The sequence below is a fragment of the Streptomyces sp. NPDC104381 genome (assembly GCF_055583745.1).
Genome location: NZ_JBVJNK010000004.1, coordinates 791930 through 807480, shown reverse-complemented (window position 1 = coordinate 807480; position 15551 = coordinate 791930). Strand labels below are relative to the sequence as shown.

Genomic DNA, 15551 nt, shown 5'->3' with positions numbered 1-15551 from the left:
CCACCTGTCCGCCACGGACAAGGACACGCCCCCATCACTCCCGATCGGAGCATGACCGCTGCCCGCACCCGCCCCTAGCCTGCAGAAACAGAAGCGTCCGAAACACCCCCAGGAGCCCCGCATGTCCGACATCCCGCAGGAGCGCCGCCTCGTCACCGCCATCCCCGGCCCGAAGTCGGCGGAGCTGCAGGCCCGCCGTGTCGCGGCGGTCGCCGCAGGTGTGGGTTCCACGCTGCCGGTCTTCACCGCCCGGGCGGGCGGCGGAATCATCGAGGACGTGGACGGCAACCGGCTGATCGACTTCGGTTCCGGCATCGCCGTGACCTCGGTGGGCGCCTCGGCCGAGGCGGTCGTGCGCCGTGCGTCGGCGCAGCTCGCCGACTTCACCCACACCTGTTTCATGGTCACGCCGTACGAGGGGTACGTCGAGGTCTGTGAGCAGCTCGCCGAGCTGACGCCGGGCGACCACGCCAAGAAGTCGGCGCTGTTCAACTCGGGCGCCGAGGCCGTCGAGAACGCCGTCAAGATCGCCCGTTCGTACACCAAGCGCACCGCGGTGGTCGTCTTCGACCACGGCTACCACGGCCGCACCAACCTCACGATGGGCATGACGGCGAAGAACATGCCGTACAAGCAGGGCTTCGGTCCGTTCGCGCCCGAGGTCTACCGCGTGCCGGTGGCGTACGGCTACCGCTGGCCGACCGGTGCCGAGAACGCCGGCGCCGAGGCGTCCGCGCAGGCCATCGACGAGATCACCAAGCAGATCGGCGCGGAGAACGTCGCCGCGATCATCATCGAGCCGGTCCTCGGCGAGGGCGGTTTCATCGAGCCGGCCAAGGGCTTCCTGCCGGCGATCGCGCGGTTCGCGAAGGACAACGGCATTGTCTTCGTCGCGGACGAGATCCAGTCCGGCTTCTGCCGCACCGGCCAGTGGTTCGCCTGCGAGGACGAGGGCATCGTCCCGGACCTGATCACCACGGCCAAGGGCATCGCGGGCGGTCTGCCGCTCTCCGCGGTGACCGGCCGCGCCGAGATCATGGACGCCGCCCACGCCGGCGGCCTCGGCGGGACGTACGGCGGCAACCCGGTGGCCTGCGCGGGTGCGCTCGGCGCCATCGAGACGATGCGCGAGCTGGACCTGAACGGGAAGGCGAAGCGCATCGAGGAGGCCATGAAGGGCCGCCTCGCCGAGATGCAGTCGAAGCTGCCGAACGGGGACGCCATCGGGGACATCCGCGGCCGCGGCGCGATGATCGCGATCGAGCTGGTGAAGCCGGGCACCAAGGAGCCCGACGCGGCCGCCGCCGGAGCGCTCGCCAAGGCCTGCCACGCCGAGGGGCTGCTGGTGCTGACCTGTGGCACCTACGGCAACGTCCTGCGCTTCCTGCCGCCGCTCGTCATCGGCGAGGACCTGCTGAACGAGGGCCTGGACATCATCGAGCAGGCGTTCACGCGGCTCTGACACGTACGAATCACCCGGGCGCCGGGCGCCCTCCACGACGGCGGGAACCGGCTCCCGGGTGAGGGCGTGTGAAGAAGGTGTGCGGGGGCGATGGCGGGATACCGTTGTGCCTTCCGGTGCCTCCTTCCTCTGACGTACGGTTTTCCCAGATGAGAGAAACACCCCGCCCGCAGGGGACTGCGGGTGATGCCGGGCCGGCGCTCCCCCAGCGTCGTACCGGCCGTGCCATCGCGCACACCGCTGGGGCTTCGCGCTCCGGGACTCCTCACCGATCGGATGGCCGCTCGCCCCACACCCCCCGGGGCGCGCGGCAAACCGATCCGACCGGCCACCTCGGAACAATCCCCCCTGTTCCCCGGTGGCCGGTTCTTCTCGTTCCCGTGGCCGGTGCGCTGCTGGCGCTCTTCCTCGTGATCACCTGGCAGGTGCTGGCCGACGGCCCGCTGCTGGATCCCGACGAGCGGCTCGGCCTGGAGCTGGCGGGGCGCGGCCCCGCGTCGCTCGCGGACCTGTTCGCCGATCTCGGCAACATGCAGGTCGCCGTTCCCGTGCTGGCCTGCGCGGTCCTCGTCGCGTGGTTCCGGGGGGCCAGGCGATCGGCGGTGTACGCCGTCCTGACCATGGCCGCCGTTCCGGCGCTCGTCGTCCCGCTCAAGCTGTGGACGGACCGTCAGGGACCGCTGACGGAGGCGACGGGCTACTACCCGTCGGGACACACCACCACGGCGATGGTGGCCTACGGGGCCGCGGCGCTGCTGCTGGCGCCGTATCTCAGGCGGTCATGGATGACGCTCGTCGCCGCCGTCCTGCTGACGGCGGCGACGAGCGTCGGTCTGGTGCTGCGCGGCTACCACTGGCCGCTGGACGTGGTGGCCGGCTGGTGCCTGAGCGGGGTGCTGCTGCTCGCCCTGCGGGCGGGCACGAGGAGCGGTCAGCCGCCGAAGTAGGCGTCGAAGTTCTTCGAGAACTCCCAGTTGTTGAAGCGGTCCCAGTTGATCGACCAGGTCATCAGCCCGCGCAGTCCGGACCAGGTGCCGTGCGTCTGGTAGCTGCCGCAGTCGGTCTTCTTCGTCAGGCAGTTCAGCGCCTTGGTGACCTCGGCCGGTGAGGTGTGTCCGTTGCCCGCCTGCGTGGAGGCCGGGAGACCGAAGGCGACCTGCTCGGGACGGAGGGCGGGGAAGACCTTGGTCTGGTCGCCCGCGACGGGGAAGCCGGTGAGCAGCATGTCGGTCATGGCGATGTGGAAGTCGGCGCCGCCCATGGAGTGGTACTGGTTGTCCAGACCCATGATCGAGCCCGAGTTGTAGTCCTGGACGTGCAGCAGGGTGAGGTCGTCACGCAGGGCGTGGATGACGGGCAGATAGGCACCGGCGCGCGGGTCCTGGCCGCCCCAGGGGCCGGAGCCGTAGTACTGGTAGCCGAGCTGCACGAAGAAGGTCTCGGGGGCCATGGTGAGGACGAAGTCGTCGCCGTACTTGGCCTTGAGGGTCTTCACGGCGGAGATCAGGTTCACGATCACCGGGGTCGTGGGGCTGCGGAAGTCGGTGTCACCCGTGGCGAGCGAGAGGGAGTGGCCCTCGAAGTCGATGTCCAGGCCGTCGAGCCCGTAGGTGTCGATGATCTTGCTGACGGAGGAGACGAAGGTGTCGCGGGCGGCGGTGGAGGCCAGCTGCACCTGCCCGTTCTGGCCGCCGATGGAGATCAGGACCTTCTTGCCGGCGGCCTGCTTGGCCTTGATGGCGGCCTTGAACTCCGCCTCGGTCTCCACGCCCGGGCACTCCGCGACGGGGCAGAGCGAGAAGCGGATGTCGCCGGAGGTCACGGACGTCGGCTCGCCGAAGGCGAGGTTGATGACGTCCCACGAGTCGGGGACGTCGGCCATCCGCGTGTAGCCGGAGCCGTTGGCGAAGCTGGAGTGCAGATAGCCGACCAGGGCGTGGGCCGGGAGGCCGGCGTCGCCGCCCCCGCCGCCGCCCGTGGCCGCCGTGGTGGCGCTCACGGCCGCCGACTTCGCCGACTCCCCCGCCGCGTTGACGGCGCTGACCTGGAAGCTGTACGCGGACGACGCGGAGAGCCCGGTCACGGTGGCCGAGGTGCCGGTGGTGTCCAGGACCTTCGTACCGCCGCGGTAGACCCGGTAGCCGGTGGCTCCGGCGGACGCGGTCCAGGACAGCGGGACGGAGGACGCGGTGGCCGTGCCGGCCCGCAGCCCGGTGGGGGCGGCGGGGACGGCGACCGGGTCGCCGCCGGGTCCGGTCAGGGTGAGGTCGTCGGCGTAGTAGGCGGGGGTGCCGTACCAGCCGTGCGTGTACACCGTCACCGACGTGGTCGAGGGGCCGGTCCTGAAGCTGGTGGTGAGCTGCTTGTACGCCCCGGCGGACTGGGTCCAGGTGGAGACGTCCGTCGTCCCGGTGCCGGACGCCCCGAGGTAGACGTAGTCGCCCCGCACCCACGCGCTCAGCGTGTAGGCGGAGTCGGGCTTCACCGTGACGGTCTGGGAGCAGCGGGCGTTGTCGCTGCCCGCCGGTGTCGCCTTCAGCGCCGAGGTCCCGCTGTGCACGGGCGTGCTGACGGCCGTGCCGCTGCCGCCGGTACAGCTCCAGCCGTCCAGTCCCGCCTCGAATCCCCCGTTGCGTGCCAGGTCGGCGTCGGCCGCCCCGGCGGCCGGTGCCGTGGCGGCCAGGGCACCGGCGGCGAGCAGGGCGGCCGAGAGGACCGCCACTGACCGGGAGAGGCGGGCGGGTGGTCTGGATCCGGTGCGTTCCACAACAGCCTCCGTGCAGGGGGGAATTGAGTGGTGCACAACATGGTCCAGACCAATCAGGTTGTCAAGACCTCTGGCGGCGCCTCACCCCCCGCCCTCACGCGTACCCCTGGCCGCCGCGGCCTCGTGCAGGGCGAGCTCCAGGAGGGTCGCGTCGGTGAGCGTGCCCGAGCCGTCCGGCGGGATCAGCCATCGCACGCCGCCCACGGTGCCGCCGGGCCGGGGGACGACGATCCACGCCCCGGCACCGACCCCGCGGATCCCCGTCCCGACCCAGCGGGCCGCCGTCCCCGGGGGCACGAAGAAGCCCATCCGGGACTCGCCGAAGTCCGCGAGGACGGGGCCCGGCCTGTCGAGGAGCCGGGTCAGCACATCGAGCGTGGGATAGCCCAGCTCCCCCGGGACGACCAGGACGTCCCAGCGTTTCCCGGCGGGAAGGAGCGCCATCCCCTGGGGATCACGCTCCCATTCCCGTCGGCAGGCCCTCGGATCCGGCGCCACCGACACGAGCCAAGCGACCGCGGCTTCCGCCCCCGTGCGGGTCATGGACTGCCTCCCTCTCCCCGTGGTCACCGGCAGGGTCCTGCCGGTGCGTGTACGGGAGAGAGAGGGCCGGGCCCGGATCATGACGCGGGTTCGGCCACCGATCCGTGGTGAGGTGGGTCACCCCGCCCGCGTTCAGCTGTCGAAGCCGAGACCCAGCCGGTCCATGGTCCGCAGCCAGAGGTCGCGGCGGCCGCCGTGGCTGTCCGCGCGGGCCAGGGACCTCTTGGTGAGCGCGATGCCGGTCCAGGCGAACGGCTCGGGCGGGAAGGGCATCGGCTTGGAGCGGACCATGCCGAGCGCGGTCCGCTCCGTCTCCCGGCCGCCGAGCAGGTCGAGCATGACCTCCGCGCCGAAGCGTGTGGCCCCCACGCCGAGACCGGTGTACCCGGCGGCGTACGCGACCCGGCCACGATGGGCCGTACCGAAGAATGCGGAGAAACGCGAACAGGTGTCGATCGCACCGCCCCAGGCGTGACTGAAACGCACCCCGGAAAGCTGCGGAAAACACTCGAAGAACTGCCCGGCGAGTTTCAGGAAGGTCTCCGGGCGCTGATCCAGCGCGGAATTCAGCCGGCCGCCGTACGGATATACGGCGTCGTATCCGCCCCACAGGATCCGGTTGTCGGAGGAGAGCCGGAAATAGTGGAACTGATTGGCACTGTCCCCCAGTCCCTGACGATTCCGCCAGCCGATCGAGGCGAGCTGGTCCGCGCTCAGCGGCTCCGTCATCAGGGCGTAGTCGTACACCGGGACCGTGTACGGGCGCACCCGCCTCACCAGCGACGGGAAGATGTTCGTCCCGAGGGCGACGTCGCGGGCGAACACCCTGCCGTACGGGGTGCGCACGGCCATGCCCGCGCCCGACCGGACGAGTTCGAGGCCCCGGGTGTTCTCGTAGATCCGTACGCCGAGGCCGAGCAACGCCTCCTTCAGGCCCCAGGCGAGCTTCGCCGGGTGCAGCATGGCGACGCCGTGCCGGTCCAGCAGCCCGCCCAGGAAGGTCGGCGAGTCGACTTCGGCGCGCATGCGGTCGCGGTCCAGGAATTCCAGCCCGCCGAGGCCGAGGTCGTCGGTCCTGCGGTGCCATTCCCGCAGCTCCTCCAGCTGGTGGGGCTGCGTGGCGACGTCGATCTCACCGGTGCGCTCGAAGTCGCAGTCGAGGGAGTGGCGGGCGACGGCCTCCTCGATGGCGTCGAGGTTCCGCGCGCCCAGCTCCTCCAGTTTCCCGATCTCGTCCGGCCAGCGCTCCAGGCCGTTGGCCAGGCCGTGGGTGAGCGAGGCCGCGCAGAATCCGCCGTTGCGGCCCGAGGCGGCCCAGCCCACCTCGTGGCCCTCGATGAGGACGACATCGCGCCCGGGGTCGCGTTCCTTGGCGATCAGAGCGGTCCACAGGCCGCTGTAGCCGCCGCCGACGACCAGGAGATCGCAGCGTTCCTCGCGGGTCAGCGAGGGGAGGGCCCCCGGCTTTCCCGGATCGTCCAGCCAGTAGGCCAGGGGGCGGGCGTCGGAGAGTGATCGTGCGGCCTTACGCATGGCATCCGGGGCCATGGCTTCCAACTCCTTCGGATTCTACTTTCCCGCATTGCTCTTACGCCGGTTCGCGATGAACTGTCCGGCGAGCACCATCGTGACGGCGATGACGAACATGGCCGTGCCTATCACGTTGATCTGTACTGGTGTTCCACGCTGCGCCGATCCCCAGACGAACATGGGGAACGTCACCGTGGAACCCGCGTTGAAATTGGTGATGATGAAATCGTCGAAGGAGAGCGCGAAGGCGAGCAGCGCCCCCGCGGCTATTCCCGGGGCGGCGATCGGGAGGGTCACCCGGACGAAGGTCTGGAAGGGTCCCGCGTACAGGTCGCGGGCTGCCTCCTCCAGCCTCGGGTCCATCGACATCACCCGGGCCTTGACGGCGGTCACCACGAAGCTGAGGCAGAACATGATGTGGGCGATGAGGACGGTCCAGAAGCCGAGTTCGGCGCCCATGTTGAGGAAGAGCGTGAGCAGCGAGGCCGCCATGACGACCTCGGGCATCGCCATCGGCAGGAAGATCAGCGAGTTGATCGCGCCGCGCGCCCGGAAGCGGTAGCGGACCAGCGCGAAGGCGATCATCGTGCCGAGCACGGTCGCGCCGACGGTCGCCCAGACGGCGATCCGCAGCGACAGGGAGAGCGAGCCGCAGAGGTCGGCGACGCCGCAGGGGTCCTTCCAGGCGTCGAGGGAGAACTCCTGCCAGGCGTAGTTGAAGCGTCCCTTGGGCCGGTTGAAGGAGAAGACCATCACCACGACGTTGGGCAGGATCATGTAGGCCAGGGTCAGCAGACCCGCGATCACGACCAGGTTCCTGCGGAGCGTACGGAGTACCGACATCAGACCAGGTCCTCCGTCCCGGAGCGGCGGATGTAGACGGTGACCACGAGCAGGACGACCGCCATGAGGATGAACGAGAGCGCGGCGGCCGTCGGGTAGTCCAGGACCCGCAGGAACTGGGTCTGGATGACGCTGCCGACCATCTTGGTGTCGGTGGAGCCGAGGAGTTCGGCGTTGACGTAGTCGCCGCTGGCGGGGATGAACGTCAGCAGGGTGCCCGAGACGACTCCGGGCATGGACAGCGGCAGGGTCACCGTGCGGAAGGTGGTGGCGGGTGTGGCGTACAGATCGCCCGCGGCCTCGTGCAGCCGGCCGTCGATGCGCTCCAACGAGGTGTAGAGCGGAAGGATCATGAACGGGAGGAAGTTGTACGTCAGACCGCAGACGACGGCCATGGGGGTGGCCAGGACCCGGTTGTTCTCGGTCCAGCCGAGCCAGGAGGTGACGTCCAGGACGTGCAGGGTGTGCAGCACGTCGACGACCGCGCCGCCGTCCGCGAGGATCGTCTTCCAGGCCAGCGTCCGGATCAGGAAGCTGGTGAAGAACGGCGCGATGACCAGCACGAGCACCAGGTTGCGCCAGCGGCCCGCCTTGAAGGCGATCAGGTACGCGAGCGGGTAGCCGAGCAGCAGGCACAGGAGTGTGGCGGTGCCTGCGTAGAGCAGCGAGCGGATGAACTGCGGGTAGTAGTCGGCCAGGGCGTCCCAGTACGTGCGGACGTGCCAGGTGACCTCGAAGCCCTTCTCCAGCGATCCGGTCTGCACCGAGGTCGACGCCTGGTAGACCATCGGCAGCGCGAAGAAGACGAGCAGCCACAGGATGCCGGGGAGCAGCAGCCAGTAGGGGACGAGCCGCCTGCGGGTGGACGGCTTGCGGACCTCGGCCTCCTCGGGGCGCACCGGTGGCGCCTCGGCCACGCCTACACCGCCTCCACGGGGCTCGCCCGCGCCGACGCCGCTTCCTCCTCCGGTCCCGCTCGCGCTCACGCCGCGTCCTCCATGCCTTCCGCGACGCCCGCGTCGATGGACTGGGCGGCGTCGAGCCCGAAGGTGTGCTCCGGGTTCCAGTGCAGGACGACGTCGGCGCCGGGGACGAGCCGTCCGTCGCGCTCGATGTTCTGCTCGTAGACCTGGAGCGCCGTGCCGGCGGGGCTCTCGACGACGTACTGCGTGGAGACGCCGATGAAGCTGGAGTCGGTGATGCGGCCGGTGACCCGGTTGCGGCCGTCGGGTATCGCGGCGGCGTCGTCGGTGTGGGTCAGGGAGATCTTCTCGGGCCGGACGCCGACGAGCAGCTTGCCCCCGTTCTCCGCCGGGGAGGGACAGCGTCCGCCGGGCAGACTGAGCTTCCCGCCGCCGGCCGAGACGACGACGTCCGTGCCCGTGGAGACGATCTCGCCCTCGATGAGGTTGGAGGTGCCGAGGAAGTTCGCCACGAAGGTGGTCCGGGGGTTCTCGTACAGGTCGGCGGGGGCACCGAGCTGTTCGACCCGTCCGCCGTTCATCACCGCGACGGTGTCGGCCATGGTCATGGCCTCCTCCTGGTCGTGGGTGACGTGGACGAACGTGATGCCGACCTCGGTCTGGATCCGCTTGAGTTCGAGCTGCATCTGGCGGCGCAGCTTGAGGTCGAGGGCGCCCAGCGGCTCGTCGAGGAGGAGGACCTGCGGGTGGTTGATGAGCGCGCGGGCCACGGCGACGCGCTGCTGCTGGCCGCCGGAGAGCTGGTGCGGCTTGCGCCGGGCGAAGTCACCGAGCTGGACGAGGTCCAGCATCTCCCCGACCTGCTTCTTCACGGACTTGATGCCGCGCCGTCGCAGTCCGAAGGCGATGTTCTCGCTGACGTCGAGGTGCGGGAAGAGCGCGTAGCTCTGGAAGACGGTGTTGACGGGCCGTTTGTACGGGGGCAGGTCCGTGATGTCGCGGCCGCCGAGCGAGACGGTGCCCGTGGTGGCCTCCTCCAGCCCGGCGATCATGCGCAGGGTGGTGGTCTTGCCGCAGCCGGACGCGCCGAGCAGCGCGAAGAAGGAGCCCTGCGGGACGGTCAGGTCGAGCGGGTGCACTGCGGTGAAGGAGCCGTAGGTCTTGCTGATCCCGGTGAGACGGACGTCGCCGCCCTCTGTCTGCTGCTGTGTCATGGGTCGCGGTCCCAGTGGTGTCGGGGGAGATCGGGAGGGGGACGGGCCGTTCAGGCGCCGATGAGCTTGGCGAACTTCTCCTCGTACGCCGTCTCCTCGTCGGGGCTGAGGGAGCGGAAGGCCCGCGACTTCGCGGCCATCGCCTTGTCGGGGAGGATCAGCGTGTTGGATGCCATCGACGCGTCGATCTTGGCGAGTTCACCGGCGACCCCGTCCACCGGGCAGACGTAGTTGATGTAGGCGGCGAGGCGGGCCGCCACCGGGGGCTCGTAGTAGTGGTCCATGAGCTTCTCGGCGTTCGTCTTGTGCCGTGCCCCCGCCGGGATCAGCATGTTGTCGCTCGACGTGATGTAGCCGGCGGCCGGGATCGAGAACTTGATCGCCGGGTTGTCGGCCTGGAGCTGGATGATGTCGCCCGCCCAGGCCACACAGGCCGCGATGTCGCCCTTGCTCAGGTCAGCGGTGTAGTCGTTGCCGGTGAAGCGGCGTATCTGCTTGGTGTCGACGCCCTTCTGCATCCGCCCGATCGCCGTGTCGAAGTCGGCGTCGGTGAAGGATCCGGGGTCCTTGCCCATGTCGAGGAGCGTCATGCCGACCGAGTCGCGCATCTCGGAGAGGAAGGAGACCTTGCCCTTGAGCTTGGGATCGTCGAGCAGCTGGGTGACGGAGTCGACCTTCCGGCCGCCGGTCGCCTTCTCGTTGTAGGCGATGACGGTCGGGATGCCGGTCCACGGATAGGAGTAGGCGCGTCCCGGGTCCCAGTCGGGCCTGCGGAACTGTGCGGAGAGGTTGGCGAAGGCGTGCGGGAGGTTCGCGTGGTCGAGCTTCTGCGCCCAGCCGAGCCGGATGATCCGGGCCGCCAGCCAGTCCGTGACGATGATGAGGTCGCGGCCGGTGTCCTGGCCGGCGGCGAGCTGCGGCTTGATCTTCCCGAAGAACTCGACGTTGTCGTTGATGTCCTCGGTGTACTTGACCTTGATTCCGGTGCGTCGCGTGAAGTCGTCCAGGGTCGGACGGCTCTTCTCGTCCTCGCTGACGTCCATGTACTCGGTCCAGTTGGAGAAGTCGACCTCCTTCTCCGCCGCCGAGTGGTCGTCGGAGGCCGAGGCCTCCCCCGCCCGCGCGGCCGGCGGGATGCCGCACGCGCTCAGCACCCCGAGGCCGCCGAGCGCGAGGGCTCCCGTGCCCGACGCCCGGAGAAGCGAACGGCGGGTGAGGGCGCCCCTGCCGTCCCTGAGGCTGCGCCGCAGGGCGGCCAGCTGTGGTGCGGAGAGAGGTTCGGGCTCGTACTGCTCCATACGCGTATGCCCTTCCGGGTGGGTGGGGCCGCCGGCCGCTGCTATCGGTCCCCGAAGACGGTGCGGTGCCAGTCCTTCCTGGCCACCGCGGTGTTGTCGTACATGACGTGCTTGACCTGCGTGTACTCCTCGAAGGAGTACGACGACATGTCCTTGCCGAAGCCGCTGGCCCGGTATCCGCCGTGCGGCATCTCGCTGATGATCGGGATGTGGTCGTTGATCCACACGCAGCCCGCCCTGAGCTCCCGGGTGGCGCGGTTGGCCCGGTACAGCCCGGTGCTCCAGGCGGAGGCGGCCAGTCCGTACGGGGTGTCGTTGGCGAGGCGGATGCCCTCGTCGTCGGTGTCGAAGGGCAGGACCACCAGGACGGGGCCGAAGATCTCCGCGCTGACGATCTCGCTGTCCTGGGCGGCGTCCGTGATGAGGGTCGGCCGGTAGTAGGCACCGTCGGCGAGTTCGCCGCCGGGGGCCTCACCGCCGGTGACGACGGTGGCGTAGGCGCGGGCGCGGTCGACGAATCCGGCGACGCGGTCGCGCTGCTGATGGCTGATCAGCGGCCCCAGGTCCGTGGATGCGGCGAACGGGGCGCCGAGCCGCACGCTCTCCATCAGGGCGGCGACCCCGCTCACGAACGCGTCGTACAGGGGGCGCTGGACGTAGGCGCGGGTGGCGGCCGTGCAGTCCTGACCGGTGTTGATGAGGGCTCCGGCGACCGCTCCGTGGACCGCGGCGTCGAGATCGGCGTCGTCGAACACGAGGAAGGGCGCCTTGCCGCCGAGTTCCAGGTGCAGGCGCTTGACGGTGGCCGTGGCGAGCGCGGCGACCCGCTTGCCGACGGCGGTGGAGCCGGTGAAGGAGGTCATCACGACGTCCGGGTGGCTCACGAGGTGCTCGCCGGCGTCCCGTCCGGCGCCGGAGACGATGTTGATCACGCCGTCGGGGATGCCGGCCTCGGTGGCGGCCTGCGCGAACATCAGGGAGGTCAGCGGCGTGATCTCGGCCGGCTTCAGCACGATGGTGTTGCCCGCCGCGATCGCCGGGAGGATCTTCCAGGCGGCCATCTGGAGCGGGTAGTTCCAGGGCGCGATCGAGCCGATGACGCCGAGCGCCTCGCGGCGTACGCAGGAGGTGTGGTCGCCGCTGTACTCGGCGGCGGCCTTCCCTTCGAGGTGGCGGGCCGCCCCGGCGAAGAACGAGGCGTTGTCGACCGTACCGGGGACGTCGAACTCGGTGGAGAGCTTGAGCGGCTTGCCGCACTGGAGGGATTCGGCGTACGCGAGGTCGTCGGCCTGATCGGCGAGTACGGCGGCGAAGCGGTGCAGCGCCTCGGAGCGTTCGGCCGGGGAACGCCCGGACCAGCCGGGGAACGCCTCGCGGGCGGCGGCCACGGCGGCGTCGACGTCGTCGGGCCCCGCGAGCTCGTAGCGCAGGACCGTGGCACCCGTCGCGGGGTCCACCACGTCCTGGTGGCGTCCCGATGTGCCGGGGCGCAGCCGGCCGCCGATGTACTGCGCGCCCGCGGCGAAGCGGTCCTGCGCCTGGAAACCGTTGCCCATGACGTTCTCCTCCGCTGCCCCCGTGACCAGGGGCGGCGTAGCTTCTTGTCGAATTGAGTGCCGATCCTGACAGAGGGGACCTCCGCCAACAAGTGATTCCGTTGTTTCCTTTTGGTTACGCGACGGAATCTGTCGACGATGTGTCTCGTGCGTACGGAAATCCCTGTACCGGCTGTCAGTGGCGGATGCCAGACTCGGCTGCCATGGGACAGCAACACATGGACGCCCTCCTGGCGCGCGCGGCACGCGGGGAGCACGTGAAGTACCTGCCGTTCTGGGGACATCGGCCCCGGCCGGACGGCAGGCTCGGGGAGAGCTGCCTCAGTCAGTGGTGGCCGGCGCCGTTCACGGTCGGCGCGGTGACCTACGCCTCGGCCGAGCACTGGATGATGGCCGGCAAGGCGCGGCTCTTCGGGGACGCGGAGGCGGAGGCCGGGGCGGTGGCGGCGCGCACTCCGGCAGCGGCGAAGAAGGTGGGCCGGCTCGTCAGGGGCTTCGACGACGCCGTATGGACGCGGGAGCGGTTCGGCCTGGTCGTCGAGGGCAGCGTGCACAAGTTCGGCCAGGACCCGGCGCTGCGTGCGTACTTGCTGGGCACCGGGGAGCGTGTGCTCGTCGAGGCCAGCCCGCTGGACCGGATATGGGGCATCGGACTCGCCAAGGACGATCCGCGGACCGCGGACCCCGCGTCCTGGCGTGGGCTGAATCTGCTGGGCTTCGCGCTCATGGAGGCGCGCACGCGCCTGCGCACGGGGTGACGGCGCGTGGCCGGGCCGGGAGCGCGTGCCCCCGTCCCGGCCACGGGCGGCCGGTCACCGAGGGGTCAGCGGGAGGCGCCGACGACCAGCGACGAGGAGTAGGGGTCGTCGTAGTCGTAGGTGCTGCCCGACTCGTCGTTGGCGACGGCCCAGATCAGGAATCCGAGGAAGATCGCGCTGATGACGATCGAGACCGAGCCCAGGATGATCCCGGCGAGCGCCATGCCGCCGTTGGTCGCCTCGCCCCGCTTGGCGCGGCCGCGGCCGATGATGCCGAAGATCAGGGCCAGGATGCCGAGGACGATGCCCAGTCCCCACATGCAGAAGCCGACCACGGCGATGATGCCGAGGACCATCGCCGCGATACCCAGCCCGTTGGAGGGCGCGGGGCCCCAGCCCGGCTGGCCGCCGTAACCGGGGTATCCCGGGTAGCCGTACGCCGCCGAGGGCGCGGCCGGAGCGGCCGGGTAGCCGTACTGGCCGGGCTCCCCGGGACCGTTCGGCCCGACCGGCGGTGCGGGCACGGGGGGCTGCTGCGGTCCGAAGGATCCGGCCTGGCTCGGTATGGGCCCGGTGGACGGGTCGGCGCCCGGCATCGCGGTGACCGTGGGCTGGTCGTGCACGGCGGGCGGAACCGCGTCCGCGGGCTGCTGCTTGCCCAGCTCGACCCTGCTGTCCGGCGGAGCCCAGGGGTCGCGCCGCGCGCCCTCGTCCCCGGGCTGCTGTGTGTTGTCTGACATGGGCCTCCCCCATCGTGGTCCCGCCATGCTACGGCCCGGCTCCGGGCCGCAGGGCCCCGCCTACGATGATCGGTGCAGCCGGTGCACCCGGCCTGACACCAGAGATCCGGGAGTATCCGATGAACGATCTGCACCCCTTCATCGCGGGGCTGCCCAAGGCAGAGCTCCACGTCCACCACGTCGGTTCGGCCTCCCCGCGCATCGTGGCCGAGCTGGCGGCCCACCACCCCGACTCCAAGGTCCCCACGGATCCGGAGGCGCTGTCGGACTTCTTCACCTTCACCGACTTCGGGCACTTCATCGACGTCTATCTCTCGGTGGTGGACCTGATCCGCACCCCTGAGGACGTCCGGCTGCTGACCTTCGAGGTCGCCCGGGACATGGCCCGGCAGAACATCCGGTACGCGGAGCTGACCGTGACCCCGTTCAGCTCGACCCGCCGGGGGATCCCGGAGCAGGGCTTCATGGAGGCCATCGAGGACGCCCGCAAGGCGGCCGAGGCCGAGCTGGGCACCGTCCTGCGCTGGTGCTTCGACATCCCGGGCGAGGCCGGCCTGGAGGCCGCCGAGGAGACGACCCGGCTCGCCGTCGACCTGCGTCCCGAGGGGCTCGTCTCCTTCGGCCTGGGCGGGCCCGAGATCGGGGTGGACCGTCCGCAGTTCAAGCCCTACTTCGACCGGGCGATCGCCGCGGGCCTGCACTCCGTCCCGCACGCCGGGGAGACCACGGGCCCGGGGACCGTCTGGGACGCGCTCACCGCGCTGCGCGCCGAGCGCATCGGCCACGGCACCAGCTCCACCCAGGATCCGGAGCTGCTGGCCCACCTCGCCGAGCACCGCATCGCCCTGGAGGTCTGCCCCACGTCCAACATCGCCACCCGGGCGGTAGCGGACCTCGACCAGCACCCGATGAAGGAGATGGTCGAGGCCGGCGTGCTCGTCACGGTCAACAGCGACGACCCGCCCATGTTCGGCACCGACCTCAACAACGAGTACGGGGTGGCGGCCCGGCTGCTCGGCCTGGACGAGCGCGGAGTAGCCGATCTGGCGAAGAACGCCGTGGAGGCCTCCTTCCTGGACCCGGCCGGCAAGCGGACGCTGGCCGCCGAGATCGACACGTACACGACGAACTGGCTGGAGGCCCCCGGCCGGTGAACCCGGGCGGACACAATGGCCCCATGACCACCACTGTCACCGCCGTGGCGCACCGCGGCGATCCCTACCGTGCCCGCGAGAACACGCTCCCCTCGATCCGCTCCGCCGTGGAACGGGGGGCGGACGCCGTCGAGATCGACGTCCGCCTCACCCGGGACAGGGTGCCCGTGCTGCTCCACGACTCCACGCTGGAGCGGCTGTGGGGCCATGACGTCCGCCTCGACCGGCTGGACCACCAGGAGTTGCGGGAGAGGACCGGCGGCGGTGTGCCCACCCTGCGTGAGGCGCTGTCCGCCGCCGGCGGCCGCCGGGTCATGATCGACCTGCCCGGCGCGACCGGCACGTCCGTACGGGAGACCGTCGGGGTGGTGCGGGAGTGCGGGGCGCAGGAGCGCGTGTACTACTGCGCGGACTCCCACGCGATGCTGAAGGTGCGCGCGGCCGATCCGTCCGCCGAGATCGCGCTGACCTGGACCACGCTCGCCCCTCCCCGCCCCGTCCTGCTCGACGCGGTGCGGCCGCGCTGGCTGAACTACCGCTTCGGGCTGCTCAGCCGCGAACTGGCCGACCGCGTCCACTCCGACGGGCTGCTGGTCTCCACCTGGACGGCGGACACCCGGCGCACCATGCGACGGCTGATCGCGTACGGCGCCGACTCGATCACCACCAACCGGATCGACGCCCTACGGCACCAGTTGGCGAACTCCCCTTCCCCTGGCCCCTCTTGATCGGTCCGGCATCATGGGCGGTCCGTACCGCCCGT

Annotated in this window: 14 protein-coding genes; 5 read left to right on the top strand and 9 right to left on the bottom strand. The window is 70.5% G+C overall.

Going from position 1 to position 15551, the window contains the following annotated elements; genetic code table 11:
• The first annotated feature begins 121 nt into the window (after nt 1-121).
• Both gabT and ACZ607_RS17440 read left to right on the top strand, forming a co-directional pair.
• Nucleotides 122-1462, top strand: coding sequence for a 4-aminobutyrate--2-oxoglutarate transaminase (gene gabT, locus ACZ607_RS17445; protein WP_469735522.1), 1341 nt, complete (start codon nt 122-124; stop codon nt 1460-1462).
• A gap of 380 nt (nt 1463-1842) precedes the next feature.
• Nucleotides 1843-2409 carry a phosphatase PAP2 family protein gene (locus tag ACZ607_RS17440; protein ID WP_469735521.1) on the top strand — a complete coding sequence of 189 codons (567 nt, stop codon included), beginning with the start codon at nt 1843-1845 and terminating at the stop codon, nt 2407-2409.
• Here the strand turns inward: ACZ607_RS17440 and ACZ607_RS17435 are convergent.
• From ACZ607_RS17435 to ACZ607_RS17400, 8 genes are all read right to left on the bottom strand, one after another.
• Nucleotides 2394-4229 (bottom strand): chitinase, encoded by a 1836-nt coding sequence (locus ACZ607_RS17435; protein WP_469735520.1) that lies wholly within the window; start codon nt 4227-4229, stop codon nt 2394-2396. The two genes, ACZ607_RS17440 and ACZ607_RS17435, sit on opposite strands and share 16 nt — an antisense overlap.
• A gap of 81 nt (nt 4230-4310) precedes the next feature.
• A complete protein-coding gene (locus ACZ607_RS17430; RefSeq protein WP_469735519.1) occupies nt 4311-4772 on the bottom strand; it encodes a hypothetical protein in 462 nt (153 codons plus the stop codon).
• A 132-nt stretch (nt 4773-4904) separates the two neighbouring features.
• On the bottom strand, nt 4905-6320 hold the full coding sequence (locus ACZ607_RS17425; protein ID WP_469735518.1) for an NAD(P)/FAD-dependent oxidoreductase: 1416 nt from the start codon (nt 6318-6320) through the stop codon (nt 4905-4907).
• A gap of 21 nt (nt 6321-6341) precedes the next feature.
• Nucleotides 6342-7145, bottom strand: a complete 804-nt coding sequence (locus tag ACZ607_RS17420) for an ABC transporter permease (RefSeq protein ID WP_469735517.1) — start codon at nt 7143-7145, stop codon at nt 6342-6344.
• Nucleotides 7145-8062 (bottom strand): ABC transporter permease, encoded by a 918-nt coding sequence (locus ACZ607_RS17415; protein WP_469735516.1) that lies wholly within the window; start codon nt 8060-8062, stop codon nt 7145-7147. Before ACZ607_RS17415 ends, ACZ607_RS17420 begins: the two co-directional genes overlap by 1 nt.
• Nucleotides 8063-8127: 65 nt before the next feature.
• Nucleotides 8128-9282 (bottom strand): ABC transporter ATP-binding protein, encoded by a 1155-nt coding sequence (locus ACZ607_RS17410; protein WP_469735515.1) that lies wholly within the window; start codon nt 9280-9282, stop codon nt 8128-8130.
• A 50-nt stretch (nt 9283-9332) separates the two neighbouring features.
• Complete coding sequence (locus ACZ607_RS17405) at nt 9333-10580, bottom strand: polyamine ABC transporter substrate-binding protein (RefSeq protein WP_469735514.1); 1248 nt, start codon at nt 10578-10580, stop codon at nt 9333-9335.
• 41 nt (nt 10581-10621) lie between these two features.
• Nucleotides 10622-12136, bottom strand: coding sequence for a gamma-aminobutyraldehyde dehydrogenase (locus ACZ607_RS17400; protein ID WP_469735513.1), 1515 nt, complete (start codon nt 12134-12136; stop codon nt 10622-10624).
• 218 nt (nt 12137-12354) lie between these two features.
• Between ACZ607_RS17400 and ACZ607_RS17395 the strand changes: the two genes are divergently transcribed.
• Entirely contained in the window at nt 12355-12894 is a 540-nt protein-coding gene (locus ACZ607_RS17395) for an NADAR family protein (RefSeq protein ID WP_469735600.1), read from the top strand.
• A 65-nt stretch (nt 12895-12959) separates the two neighbouring features.
• Here the strand turns inward: ACZ607_RS17395 and ACZ607_RS17390 are convergent, their stop codons facing one another.
• A complete protein-coding gene (locus ACZ607_RS17390; RefSeq protein ID WP_469735512.1) occupies nt 12960-13634 on the bottom strand; it encodes a DUF4190 domain-containing protein in 675 nt (224 codons plus the stop codon).
• Nucleotides 13635-13753: 119 nt separating this feature from the next.
• Here ACZ607_RS17390 and ACZ607_RS17385 point away from each other — a divergent pair, with 119 nt between their 5' ends.
• Together ACZ607_RS17385 and ACZ607_RS17380 are read left to right on the top strand one after the other, a co-directional pair.
• Nucleotides 13754-14788, top strand: coding sequence for an adenosine deaminase (locus ACZ607_RS17385; RefSeq protein WP_469735511.1), 1035 nt, complete (start codon nt 13754-13756; stop codon nt 14786-14788).
• Between the two features lie 23 nt (nt 14789-14811).
• Nucleotides 14812-15516, top strand: coding sequence for a glycerophosphodiester phosphodiesterase (locus ACZ607_RS17380; protein ID WP_469735510.1), 705 nt, complete (start codon nt 14812-14814; stop codon nt 15514-15516).
• The last annotated feature ends 35 nt before the right edge of the window (nt 15517-15551 follow it).

Excerpts from the sequence above, each read along its gene's own strand:
- gabT (WP_469735522.1), top strand. The coding sequence starts at position 122 with ATGTCCGACATCCCGCAGGAGCGCCGCCTCGTCACCGCCATCCCCGGC.
- ACZ607_RS17430 (WP_469735519.1), bottom strand. The coding sequence starts at position 4,772 with ATGACCCGCACGGGGGCGGAAGCCGCGGTCGCTTGGCTCGTGTCGGTG.
- ACZ607_RS17425 (WP_469735518.1), bottom strand. The coding sequence starts at position 6,320 with ATGGCCCCGGATGCCATGCGTAAGGCCGCACGATCACTCTCCGACGCC.
- ACZ607_RS17420 (WP_469735517.1), bottom strand. The coding sequence starts at position 7,145 with ATGTCGGTACTCCGTACGCTCCGCAGGAACCTGGTCGTGATCGCGGGT.
- ACZ607_RS17410 (WP_469735515.1), bottom strand. The coding sequence starts at position 9,282 with ATGACACAGCAGCAGACAGAGGGCGGCGACGTCCGTCTCACCGGGATC.
- ACZ607_RS17405 (WP_469735514.1), bottom strand. The coding sequence starts at position 10,580 with ATGGAGCAGTACGAGCCCGAACCTCTCTCCGCACCACAGCTGGCCGCC.
- ACZ607_RS17400 (WP_469735513.1), bottom strand. The coding sequence starts at position 12,136 with ATGGGCAACGGTTTCCAGGCGCAGGACCGCTTCGCCGCGGGCGCGCAG.
- ACZ607_RS17395 (WP_469735600.1), top strand. The coding sequence starts at position 12,355 with ATGGACGCCCTCCTGGCGCGCGCGGCACGCGGGGAGCACGTGAAGTAC.
- ACZ607_RS17390 (WP_469735512.1), bottom strand. The coding sequence starts at position 13,634 with ATGTCAGACAACACACAGCAGCCCGGGGACGAGGGCGCGCGGCGCGAC.
- ACZ607_RS17385 (WP_469735511.1), top strand. The coding sequence starts at position 13,754 with ATGAACGATCTGCACCCCTTCATCGCGGGGCTGCCCAAGGCAGAGCTC.
- ACZ607_RS17380 (WP_469735510.1), top strand. The coding sequence starts at position 14,812 with ATGACCACCACTGTCACCGCCGTGGCGCACCGCGGCGATCCCTACCGT.